The sequence below is a fragment of the Mariniflexile sp. genome, from assembly GCF_052728615.1.
The window spans coordinates 22,972-35,637 of sequence record NZ_JBFVFE010000030.1 but is presented as its reverse complement, the minus strand read 5'-3'; the positions used below and the strand labels follow the sequence as shown (position 1 = coordinate 35,637).

At 35.6% G+C, this 12,666-nt stretch carries 9 protein-coding genes; 7 read left to right on the top strand and 2 right to left on the bottom strand.

The annotated features are described in order from the left end of the window. Window positions 1-222: 222 nt before the first annotated feature. Entirely contained in the window at window positions 223-1,380 is a 1,158-nt protein-coding gene (locus tag ACU1LP_RS12115; RefSeq protein WP_445736381.1) for a GNAT family N-acetyltransferase, read from the top strand. 414 nt (window positions 1,381-1,794) lie between these two features. On the opposite strand, the gene ACU1LP_RS12110 is transcribed toward ACU1LP_RS12115, so the two are convergent. Next, window positions 1,795-2,724: an SPFH domain-containing protein gene (locus ACU1LP_RS12110; protein WP_445733405.1), complete on the bottom strand. Its 930-nt coding sequence runs from the start codon at window positions 2,722-2,724 to the stop codon at window positions 1,795-1,797. A gap of 286 nt (window positions 2,725-3,010) precedes the next feature. Then, a complete protein-coding gene (gene gltX / locus ACU1LP_RS12105) occupies window positions 3,011-4,522 on the bottom strand; it encodes a glutamate--tRNA ligase (protein WP_445736380.1) in 1,512 nt (503 codons plus the stop codon). A 455-nt stretch (window positions 4,523-4,977) separates the two neighbouring features. On the opposite strand from gltX, the gene ACU1LP_RS12100 reads away from it, so the two are divergent. The 6 genes from ACU1LP_RS12100 (at window position 4,978) to ACU1LP_RS12075 (ending at window position 12,605) form a co-directional block, all read left to right on the top strand. After that, window positions 4,978-8,214, top strand: coding sequence for a hypothetical protein (locus ACU1LP_RS12100; RefSeq protein ID WP_445736379.1), 3,237 nt, complete (start codon window positions 4,978-4,980; stop codon window positions 8,212-8,214). Then, window positions 8,180-8,386, top strand: a complete 207-nt coding sequence (locus ACU1LP_RS12095) for a hypothetical protein (protein WP_445736378.1) — start codon at window positions 8,180-8,182, stop codon at window positions 8,384-8,386. Before ACU1LP_RS12100 ends, ACU1LP_RS12095 begins: the two co-directional genes overlap by 35 nt. Further along, window positions 8,379-8,789 carry an rRNA maturation RNase YbeY gene (gene ybeY / locus ACU1LP_RS12090; protein ID WP_445733408.1) on the top strand — a complete coding sequence of 137 codons (411 nt, stop codon included), beginning with the start codon at window positions 8,379-8,381 and terminating at the stop codon, window positions 8,787-8,789. The genes ACU1LP_RS12095 and ybeY overlap by 8 nt, the downstream gene beginning before the upstream one ends. A gap of 82 nt (window positions 8,790-8,871) precedes the next feature. After that, window positions 8,872-10,743: a tRNA uridine-5-carboxymethylaminomethyl(34) synthesis enzyme MnmG gene (mnmG, locus tag ACU1LP_RS12085; protein ID WP_445733409.1), complete on the top strand. Its 1,872-nt coding sequence runs from the start codon at window positions 8,872-8,874 to the stop codon at window positions 10,741-10,743. Window positions 10,744-10,999: 256 nt separating this feature from the next. Then, a complete protein-coding gene (locus ACU1LP_RS12080) occupies window positions 11,000-11,872 on the top strand; it encodes a class I SAM-dependent methyltransferase (RefSeq protein WP_445733410.1) in 873 nt (290 codons plus the stop codon). Between the two features lie 217 nt (window positions 11,873-12,089). Next, on the top strand, window positions 12,090-12,605 hold the full coding sequence (locus ACU1LP_RS12075) for an OmpH family outer membrane protein (RefSeq protein ID WP_445736377.1): 516 nt from the start codon (window positions 12,090-12,092) through the stop codon (window positions 12,603-12,605). Window positions 12,606-12,666 lie beyond the last annotated feature (61 nt).

Below are 12,666 nucleotides of genomic sequence, written 5' to 3'. Positions count from 1 at the left end.
ATACATGAAGACTGAGGTGGATTAACTTCGGTCTTTTTTATGGACTCTTTTAAAACCGTAAACTCTTATGTAGCTTTGTGCTTTTTTTGTGCAGCTTAGTGTAATAGCTATGTCACGTCCCGATAGCTATCGGGATCACAGAGAAAATAGAAATTTCACAAAGCAAAAAAAGTAATTCATAACCTAGTTTAAAAACTACAGGCAAACTTTTCATTCCATATATTGAAATCATTCCAAATTTATCAAACTGTTGAAAACTTTCCCGATGTATGGGACCATCTGGTTGCTCACGATATTTTTTTACAATCAAAATATTTAAAAGCGCTTGAAGAGGCGTCGCCAGATAACATCCGATTTTTTTATGTGGGAGTTTTTGATGAAGTTGACCTTGTTGGTGTTGCCATCATTCAACGCGTTCAATTGTATTTAAAAGACATGTTCCGAAAAACGGATGCATCCTGTTTAAAGGAATTTATTCAAAACACTGTTTCAAAAGCACTTAAAGGCAATATTTTGGTGGTTGGCAATTTGACGCATACCGGACAGCATGGTCTGTTTTTCCAGAAAGAAAAAATATCCCAAAAGGAATTTATAAAATCAGTTTTTGATGCTGTTGAGGCCATAAAAAAGGATATAAAAAAAGAAAAGGACAAAGCCATACGTGCCATCATGTTCAAGGATTTTTTTCAGAATGACAGCATTCATCTGGAAAACAACTTTTTTCAGTCAAATAAAGTGTACAAAGTTTCGGTACAGCCTAATATGATTATGCCAATTAACCCAGATTGGTTAAAGTATGACGATTATATAAATTCACTTAACAAAAAATATAAAAAACGCTTTAAAACGGCTAGAATCAATCTAAACGGGATAAGATGTTCAGAACTGGATTTGGAAGCCATTAAAGCCCGTGCCAATAGGTTGCACGAACTCTATTTAAATGTGTCAAACCATGCCAAGTTCAACACGTTCATACTACCTGAAAACCATTTTTATAGTTTAAAGCTACAGTTAAAAGATAATTTTAGGGTTTTTGGATATTATTTAAATGATGGCCTTATTGGATTTTTTACTTTAATATTGAATGGTAAGCATTTAGAAACGTATTTTTTGGGCTATGATGAAGCGCACCAATACAAAAACCAATTGTATTTAAACATGCTTTATGACATGGTTATATATGGAATTGAAAATAAGTTTAAAACGATTGTTTATGCCAGGACCGCCATGGAAATTAAAAGCTCTGTGGGTGCTAAACCCGAAGCCATGGTTATTTATTTAAAGCATACCAATAACCTGATTAACGCTCTTTTAGAGCAGGTTTTTGGCTTAATGAACCCGAAACAAGATTGGAAGGAACGGCATCCGTTTGTAAAATAGTTTTCCTGGAAGAACGTGAGTTCGCGATCGCCATTAATCTAAATAATTCCTCGACGGTTCTGCCTCGGGGTTTCCGAATTTACCTCCTTTGGGAGCTCGGAATTGCCTTTTCGCAATTCTGGGTGGGGCAAAACATATAATTCTATAGAGTGTATTTCCTCCTTAAGGAAGGTTAGGGAGGTGTTATTTGAAACTTGTTACACCCCTATGAGCTTCGCTCGGTAGCTTCCAAACAAAATATATTTTGCTTCTCGCTAATCCTCAATGGGATGATCCACAACCAACATGTGAGTTGATTACTTTGTATTCAATGTATTTAATATTATGTTGGATTTATCTTAAAAGACCTGACAGCCCCGATAGCTATCGGGATTAAAAACCTGTCAAGGTCTATAAAAAAAAGTCATTGTATTCTTATTTTTTACTCGGCTTATTGGGTCTATTCGCTTTCATAGCTTCACCAATTTGATTGCTTGCCGTAAAACTCGCTACCATATCGTTCAGCATTTGGCTTCCTGCTTGTGGTGAATTTGGCAATAAAATAAGATTGCTATTGGTTTCACTTCCAATGGCTTGTAAGGTATCGTAATGTTGTGTAACTACAATCAACGCAGAGGCTTCCTGACTGTTAATACCAACCCGATTCAAAACATCCACCGATTCTTCCAATCCGCGCGCAATTTCACGGCGCTGGTCGGCAATACCCTGTCCTTGTAAACGTTTGCTTTCAGCTTCGGCCTTTGCCTTTTCAACAATTAAAATACGCGCGGCATCCCCTTCGTATTGGGCCGCTGTTTTTTCTCTATCGGCTGCATTAATACGGTTCATGGCCGCTTTTACTTGGGCATCGGGATCAATATCGGTTACCAAGGTTTTAATGATGTCGTAACCATAATCCAGCATGGCATCGTTCAATTCTGTTTTTACGGCAATGGCAATATCATCTTTTTTTAAGAATACGTCATCCAAAATCATTTTTGGTACTTCGGCACGCACCACATCAAATACGTAACTTGTTATTTGGTCGTGCGGATAATCCAATTTATAAAAGGCGTCTTCAACTTTTTCTCTGATCACTTTAAATTGAACCGACACTTTTAATTTAACGAACACGTCGTCTTTGGTTTTGGTCTCTACAATAACGTCCAATTGCTGAATTTTAAGACTCAATCGGCCAGCAACTCTATCAACCAATGGAATTTTTAATTGTAAACCAGATTGACGGATGCTTTGAAATTTGCCAAAACGTTCAATAATAGCGGCGGTTTGTTGTTTTACCGTAAAGAATGATGAGATCAAAAGAATGGCTCCTAAGAATAATACAATGGAAAGAAAAAGGCTCATAATATTTATATTAAATGGTTATAAAATTTTAATTACTAAATAATGCTATATGTGTTTATAAGAAAACCTAAAGATACGATGAAAAACGCATAACTCGTCTTATTGGTAGCCTCTATATGATGTTTTTTTGCAAAAGATTTGCGGATTTAATAGAATGCTGCTATTGGGGCAGGTTTGGGATTTAGAAACTTGAAAACCAAAATTTAGATTTTTCTGGTGGAAAGTCAGGTTTTTAATCCCGATAGCTATCGGGGCTTACAGGTGTAACTTGTTGGTTAGTTGACACTTAAATAGATGAAACTGCCTTCTCGATCCGCTTCACGGCCTCTACTTTCCCAATCATAAACATGATATCAAACACATCGGGGCCTTGTAAAGCACCAACCAAAGCTAAACGAAGAGGCATCATTACCTGCCCGAAACCAATATTGTTTGTAGCTATCCAACTTTTAATTTCTGTTTGAAGGTTTTGTACTGAAAAGTCTTCAACTGAGTTAATGATGGATACCACTTGAGCTAAAACATCCTTTGTATTTTCTTTAAATGCTTTTTTAGAAGCTTTTTCATCATAAGATTTAGGTGCTTCAAAAAAGTAAGCACTAAGTTCCCAAAAGTCAGACACGAAGGTGGCACGTTCTTTAATCATACCAACTACAAGTGCAATATAGTTTACATCGATTTCAGCTAATTCTGATTGTTGATTTTTGAATATTTCAGCTAATTCATCATTATGTTGCTCTTGCATATAATGATGGTTAAACCACTTAATTTTATCAGGATCGAAACGTGCACCCGATTTATTGACGCGTTCCAATTCAAAAGCGTTAATGAGCCCATCAAGACTGAAAATTTCTTGTTCCGTTCCCGGGTTCCATCCTAAAAACGCTAAGAAATTAACCATAGCTTCCGGAAAATACCCATCTTCTTTATAACCTCTAGAAACTTCGTTGGTTTTAGGGTCTTTCCAAAGTAATGGAAATACAGGAAAGCCTGATTTATCGCCATCACGCTTGCTTAACTTTCCTTTTCCAGTTGGTTTTAAAATAAGTGGTAAATGTGCAAATTCTGGTGTTTCCCAACCAAAAGCATCATAAAGCTGATAGTGTAAAGCTAAAGAAGGTAACCATTCTTCGCCACGAATAACGTGGGTTATTTCCATTAAATGGTCATCGACAATATTTGCTAGATGATAGGTTGGCATGCCGTCACTTTTAAACAACACTTTATCATCTAAAATATTGGTATCGATTTTAATATCGCCACGAATCATATCTTTTAAGCGCAAAGTTTCATCATGGGGAGATTTAAAACGGATGACATAATCATCACCAGCATCTAATTTAGCTTTTACTTCTTCCGCGCTAAGCGACAAAGAATTGCTCAATTTTAAACGGTTGTGCCAATTGTAAATAAAGGTTTTTCCTTTGGCTTCATGGTCTGTTCTGTGGAAATCCAAGGTTTCAGCGGTATCAAAAGCATAATAGGCATGGCCACTGGCCATTAACTCGTTAGCATACTTTTTATATAAATGTTTGCGTTCGCTTTGACGGTATGGCCCAAATTTTTCATTTTTATTAATACCTTCATCAAACGGAATTCCGCACCAATTTAGGGTGTCAATAATATACTGTTCGGCACCTTGCACATAGCGGTTTTGGTCGGTATCTTCAATTCTTAAGATAAAAGTACCTTGGTGTTTTTTGGCAAATAAATAGTTGAACAACGCTGTACGAACGCCGCCTATATGAAGTGGTCCTGTTGGGCTTGGTGCAAAACGCACACGAACATTTTTGGTCATGTTTTGTAATTAAAATGAACTCTTAAACGTTAAGTTTAAGTATCGATTGAAACTGTCATCCTGAACTTGTTTCAGGAAGTTGTGGCAAAGATATGTATTAAGACAGAAGACGTAAGACAGAAGACGTAAGTTTTTTGTTAAGACACGAATTTGCTTCGCCTGTTCGCTAATGCTCGGGCCACAGATTGGCATGAATAAATGGGTTTAACTCATTTAAAATCAGTAAAACCTTCCTGCCAGAATAGGCTGGTAGTAGTCCAAAGAGATAACTCGAATAGAAAAATCTTTAGATTTTTCAGAAATTAGTGAAATTCGTGTCTTATCATTTTTAATACATTGGCTCTTTAATTAACAACTAAACATAAATCCCGTAATAAATAAAATTGTAGTTTAGTAAATTGTATTTATCACATGTCCGCGCATGCAGAAATCTCGTAACACAGAACTTAACCACAATGACAAATTTTAATAACATACAAAACAAATTAGAGGCATTCATTAAGCGCTATTACACCAATGAATTGCTAAAAGGCGCTATTTTGTTTTTCGCCTTAGGGCTGTTGTATTTTTTATTTACCCTTTTTGTGGAGCATGTTTTATGGCTTAACACCACGGCAAGAACGCTCTTGTTTTGGCTGTTTGTTTTAGTTGAATTAGGGTTATTGGTTAAATTTATCGCTATTCCTTTGGCTAAATTGTTTAAGCTTCAAAAAGGAATTAATTACGAAGACGCCTCTAAAATTATTGGGCAGCATTTTCCTGAAGTGAACGATAAATTATTGAACGTGCTTCAGCTTCACCAAAACCCATCACAAACAGAATTGCTTTTGGCAAGCATCGAGCAGAAATCGGTTGAATTGAATCCCATCCCTTTCAAACTCGCTGTCAATTTCAGAAAAAACATAAAGTACTTAAAATTCGCCGCCATTCCTGTATTTATCCTTTTGTTCACGTTTTTATTTGGAAAAACCAATTGGTTCAGTATGAGTTTGGAGCGTGTGGTGCATTATAAAACAGCTTACGAACCACCAGCACCGTTTCAGTTTTTTGTAGTGAATGGCAATTTGAATGCCATTGAAAACAACGATTTTAAACTGATAGTTAAAATAGCGGGAGATGTTATTCCAGAAAGCGCACAAATAGTGTATAATGGTGAAACCTATTTTTTACAGCAAAAAGGCATCGGCGAGTTTGAATATGTATTTTCGCAACCCAAGGAAGCGATTGAGTTTCAATTGACTTCCAATAATGTAACTTCCAAACCATACATTATTAATGTAGTAGAGATGCCATCCCTGTTGAGTTTTGAAATGGTTTTGGATTACCCCAATTACACAAAAAAAACTGACGAAACTTTAAAAAGCACGGGTAATGCGATGGTGCCCGAAGGAACCTATGTTACTTGGCGACTTAAAACAAAATCCACTGATAAGGTACAATTGTTTTCTAAAGACACCATAGATTTTTCCTCTCTTGAAAAAGGAATTTTTGAAACGGCGAAAAGGGTTTATAACAATTTCAGTTATGGTTTGAGTACCAGTAACAAGGCGTTGAAAAATTACGAAAATCTGGCGTTTCGTATGGATGTCGTAAAAGATGAATATCCAGCAATCGATTTAAAAATGAAGCAAGATAGTCTCGATTTACAAACCCTTTATTTTTACGGACAAATTAGCGACGATTATGGTTTTAGCAAGTTACAGTTGGTTTATTATCCGTTGGATAATGAATCCAAAAAGAAAACACAAACAATAGCAGTTTCAAATTCAAATATTGCTGATTTTATCACAGCTTTTCCAAATAATTTAAATATTGAAGCGGGCATTCCTTATGAGTTGTACTTTCAAGTATTTGATAATGACGAGGTTAACAAGTATAAAAGTGTAAAAAGCGCTATTTTTACCTATAGAAAGCGCACCAAGGAAGAAGAAGCTAATAAACAACTGAATGCACAAAGCGAATCGATTAAGGATTTGAATAAATCCTTAAAAAAGTTTGATGAGCAGGAAAAGCAATTGGAAGAATTATCGAAAACCCAAAAGGAAAAGTCGCGATTAAATTTCAATGATAAAAAGAAATTGGAATCCTTTTTAAAACGTCAGGAACAACAGGATGAACTGATGAAAAATTTCAACAAAAAGCTTAAAGATAATTTGGAGGAATTTCAAAAGGAAAACAAAGAAAAGGATGCTTTTAAGGAAGATTTAAAAGAGCGATTAAAAGAGAATGAAGAGCAATTTAAAAAAGACGAAAAGCTTTTAGAAGAATTAAAGAAGCTTCAAGATAAAATCAATAAGGAAGATCTAACCCAAAAACTGGACGAGCTGGCAAAACAAAACAAGAATAAAAAAAGAAGTTTAGAGCAGTTGTTGGAATTGACCAAGCGTTTTTATGTAGAGAAAAAGCTTGATAAACTTAAAGACGATTTAACAAAACTAGCCATAGACCAAGAAAAATTATCCAACGAATCTGAGGATAATAACACTCAGGAAAAGCAAGAGGAATTAAACAAGGCTTTTGAAGAATTTAAAAAACAATTGGAGGATGTAAAGAAAGAAGGAAAGGCTTTACAGAAACCTATAGAAGTGCCACAGGATAAATTGGAGGAAAATGAGATTCAAAAAGACCAGCAAAAAGCCTCTGATGAATTGATGAAGAAGAAAAAAGAGCAAGCTTCTGAAGAAAATAAGAATGCACCAAAAGACAACAACCAGAATTTAAAAAATGCGCAGCAAAGTCAAAAGAAGGCAGCGAAAAAGATGATGAACATGAGCCAGAAAATGCAAAGTGCCATGCAAGCAGAAGGTGGCGAACAAATGCAAGAAGATGTTGAAATGCTTAGGCAGGTTTTAGATAATGTGTTGCTGTTTTCTTTTGACCAGGAAAAGCTCATGAAACAGTTTGAATCGGTTGAGGAAAACCACAACAAATTTGCTTCCTACCTTAAAAAACAAAATAGCTTACGGGAACATTTTGAGCATGTTGACGACAGTTTATTTGCCTTGTCGCTTCGTCAACCTAAACTATCAGAAGAAGTAAATAAACAAATTACAGAAGTATATTATAACATTGACAAAGCTTTGGAGTTGTTTGCAGACGACCAGATGTACCAGGGCATTTCCAACCAACAATTCACGATTACGGCAGCCAATAATTTATCGAATTTCTTGAGTGATGTTTTGGATAACATGCAGGAAAATTTAAATATGTCCGCAGGTAAAGGGGGTCAAGGCGACATGCAACTTCCGGATATTATTATGAGTCAGGAACAGCTCAATAAAATGATGGAAGAGGGTATGAAGAAGGGCGAAAACGGAAAACCAAAAGGTGAGGGCGGTAAGAAAGAAGATGAAAAAGGAAAAGATGGCGAAAAGGGTAATAAAGGTGATAAACAGAGTGAAGGAAAGGACGGCAATAAAAGCGGAGGAGAAGGCGAAGGGTCTAATGATGAATTGAACGGATTGTTATATCAAATATACCAACAGCAACAGGAATTACGCAATGCGCTCCAAGAGAAGTTGGCTAAGGAAGGTAAAAGCGGCAATGGCGATGCGTTGGTCAGGAAAATGGAAGAGATAGAATTTGATTTATTGAACAAAGGGTTCACGAACCAAACGCTTCAAAAAAATGATGGAATTAAAACATCAGTTGCTCAAATTGGAAAATGCAACCTTGCAACAAGGGGAGGATGATAAACGCGAATCGAAAACCAATCAAGGCGAATATAATAACAATTCCAACAACCAGATCCCTACGGCGAAGCAATATTTTAATACCACTGAAATATTAAACAGACAAAGCTTACCTTTGCAGCAAGTTTATAAAAAGAAGGTTCAAGAGTATTTTAAGCAAAGCAATGATTAATTTTAATTACGAAACAGCGTTCTCATTAGCTAATGAGGAACAATTAGCGAATTGGATTGCGAATGTTATTTCTTCCGAAGGGTACAAATTGGAGGAGGTCAATTTTATTTTTTGTGATGATGAGTATTTGCTGAAATTGAATGTAGAATTCCTTAATCATGATACCTTAACGGACATTATAAGCTTTGATTACTCGGTCGGAAAACTTATACAAGGCGATATTTTTATTTCTGTGGAAAGAGTTGCTGATAACGCCAACGATTTCAATGTATCGATGCTTGAGGAATTGCATCGTGTTATGGTACATGGTATTTTACATTACTGTGGCTATAAGGACAAGTCTGAAGCCGATGAAAAGATGATGCGCCAAAAGGAAGACCATCACTTAAAGCAACTGGCTTGATATTAGAAAATCAGTGTATATTTGCAAACCCAAATTTTAAAAATAAATAATGTTCCACGTGGAACAATCAAATAAATAAGTTATGTTTAATGATGTTTATGATGTTATCGTAGTTGGTGCTGGCCACGCAGGAAGTGAAGCCGCCGCCGCTGCCGCCAACATGGGAAGTAAGACATTGCTTGTTACAATGAACCTTCAAAACATCGCACAAATGTCATGCAATCCTGCTATGGGTGGTATTGCAAAAGGACAGATTGTACGTGAGATTGATGCGTTGGGCGGGTACTCAGGTATCGTTTCTGATACATCGGCTATTCAATTTAAAATGCTCAATAAATCCAAAGGGCCTGCTATGTGGAGCCCCAGGGTTCAAAGCGACCGCATGCGTTTTGCTGAAGATTGGAGATTGATGTTGGAAGGAACGCCAAACCTTGATTTCTACCAAGAAATGGTTGCTGGTTTATTGATAGAAAATGGTAAGGTTGCCGGGGTTAAAACATCGTTGGGAGTTGCAATAAAAGGAAAGTCCGTAGTGTTAACAAATGGCACTTTTTTAAACGGGTTGATCCATATTGGCGATAAGAATTTTGGTGGTGGTAGGGCAGGAGAAAAAGCCGCTACAGGAATTACCGAGCAATTGGTAAGCTTGGGTTTTGAATCTGGGAGAATGAAAACAGGAACACCTCCCAGAGTGGATGGGCGTTCCTTGGATTATTCTAAAATGATTGAACAACCAGGGGATGAAAACCCGGAAAAGTTTTCGTATTTGGATATTACCAAACCTTTGGAAAACCAACGGTCTTGCCACATGGCTTATACCAGTGAATTGGTGCACGATTTGCTTAGAGAAGGCTTTGATAGATCGCCCATGTTCAACGGTCGGATTAAAAGTTTGGGACCGCGTTATTGTCCGTCCATTGAAGATAAGATCAATCGTTTTGCGGATAAAGATAGACACCAATTATTCGTGGAGCCTGAAGGTTGGAGCACCTGCGAAGTTTATGTTAATGGCTTTTCAACATCGCTTCCTGAAGACGTACAATTTAAGGCATTGCGTTCCGTAGTTGGTTTTGAGAACGTGAAGTTTTTTAGACCAGGTTACGCTATTGAATATGATTATTTCCCACCAACGCAATTGAAACATACTCTAGAAACTAAACTAATTGAAGGGTTATATTTTGCAGGTCAGATTAACGGAACTACGGGCTACGAGGAAGCAGCTTCCCAAGGTTTGATGGCCGGTATTAATGCAAGTTTACAAGTTCAAGAAAAAGACTCTTTAGTGTTAAAAAGGGATGAAGCTTACATTGGCGTTTTAATAGATGATTTAATAACTAAAGGCACAGAAGAACCTTATAGGATGTTTACTTCTAGAGCCGAATATAGAACACTATTACGACAAGATAATGCTGATTTAAGACTAACTCCTAAGGGTTTTGAAATAGGTTTAGCTAGTGAAAAGCGTTTAAGACGTATGGAACAAAAACATGAAGAAGCTGAAAAGTTTGTGAATTTTTTTGCTGATACCAGTGTGAAACCAGAGGATGCTAATCCGGTGCTTGAAGCAAAAGATTCAGCCCTTGTGAAACAATCTGATAAGATGTTTAAATTGTTTTCAAGACCTAATATAACCATAGAAGATATGCGTAAATTTGATCTGGTTGAAGCCTACATAAATGATAATAGTTTAGACAATGAAGTTATAGAACAAGCAGAAATTCAAGTAAAGTATGCTGGTTATATTTCCAAAGAAAAGAATAATGCTGATAAATTAACGCGATTAGAATATGTAAAAATACCAACTAATTTTGATTACTCGCAAATTAAATCCATGAGTTTTGAAGCACGAGAAAAGCTAAAAAAAATACAGCCTACATCGGTGTCGCAAGCATCCAGAATCAGCGGGGTATCGCCTAATGACATATCTGTTTTGTTGGTTTATATGGGACGTTAAATTTCTGCTAATCCCGATATCTATCGGGAAGAAATCACATGATTGAGGACACATTGTAAACCGTTAAATTTTGAAAACAAATTCTTTCTATTGACTTAGTTTAATCGTGATTTTTGTGTCTTCTTTGTGTCATGTTATTGCACAGAATCAGACGAAGAACACACAGAGTTACACAAAGGGTTAAACGTTCCACGTGGAACACTCAAAAGATTTTATAAAAAACATTAGTGCATTTCCCTAAAAATCGGGACAAGCTATGGCAAAAAACAATTCAAAGCATCAATCTCTAAAAGTAAAAGACCATGCCGTTTCAGGAGAAGTTTTCGAATTAATCCAGAATCCAGAATACGGTTTTTTGGAAACGACCCCACAACCATCTTCAGATAAATTGCCCGATTATTATAAAAGCGAAGACTATATTTCCCATACGGATTCTAAAAGAAATGGGTTTGAAAAGGCATATCATTTGGTTAGAACCATTTCATTAAAACAAAAATTAAAACTTATAAATAACGTCAGTTCAACGGAAAAAAATCTTTTGGATGTAGGATGTGGCACAGGCGATTTTCTTCAGTTTGCAAAAAATAATAATTGGAACGTAACAGGAATTGAACCCAACGAACAAGCTCGAGCAATCGCAAATAGTAAAACTGAAAATTCGGTTTTTGATACTGAAGAACTTTTAAAGTTTCAAGTTGAGAGTTTTGATGTTATAACCCTTTGGCATGTATTAGAACATTTACCAAAGTTAGAAGAACAGATTCAAATTTTCAAAAAACTAATAAAACCAAACGGCACCTTAATAATTGCTGTGCCAAATTATAAAAGTTATGATGCCAATTATTATAAAGAATTTTGGGCAGCTTATGATGTGCCAAGACACCTTTGGCATTTCAACAAAGAATCTATTTCAAAATTGGTTTCTAAAGTCTCCATGCAAGTCGTTAAAACAAAACCCATGTATTTTGATGCATTTTATGTAAGTCTGCTTTCAGAAAAATATAAAAATGGTAAAATGAACTTTTTTAAAGGAATTTATATTGGGTTGCTTTCAAATTTAAAATCTTTATCAACAAAAGAGGTTTCTTCTTTAATATATGTCATTAAAAAAGCTCAAAACCAATTTTAAAGGCTTTTAACGCGTTTTCCATACCCTAAACAAACAAACACCTTGCTAAATCCTGTTAAAGCATATAGGCTCTTTTGGCGAGCCCTATTTTAATAGTGATTCGTTATTGAAAGCGGTATTTGATATAAATTTTGCTTATATATTAAAATCAAATAAAATTCTACCATATTTATGGTTTACTTTATTACTTTTGCTTGCGTTAATAAAAATTAAACAAATGAGAAATATATTTTATGTTGTTGTATTAGCATTGGCTTTTACATCTTGCCAAAAACAGGCAAAAATTGGATTTGTAGATAATGGTACCGTTATAAACGATTACCAAGAGAAAAAAGATTTAGAAGCTAGAGTTCAGGCTAAAAGTAATGTTTTCCAAAAAAGAAGAGACAGTCTTGTTGGTATGTATCAAATAGAATTGAAAGAAGCACAATTAAAAGCTCAAGGAATGTCTCCTGCAAGTCTACAAAAGTTGTCTCAAGAGATTCAACAAAAAGAGCAATTATTATCTCAAAAAATTCAGTTAGAGCAAAAACAAATCGAACAAGGGTATCAAACTGAAATTGATTCTGTTATAAGTAAAGTAAAGAAATTTGTTAAAGATTACGGTAAAAAGAATGGTTATACGTTTATTTTAGGTACTAGTGATGCAGCAGCAACCGTTATGTACGGAACAGATGAACATGATTTAACAAAAACGATTTTAGAGGCTTTAAATAAAGAGTATAAAAAGTAGTAAGAAATACTTTTTTAAAATCTAAAACCCCTTTTGGCAGATGCTAAAAGGGGTTTTTCAT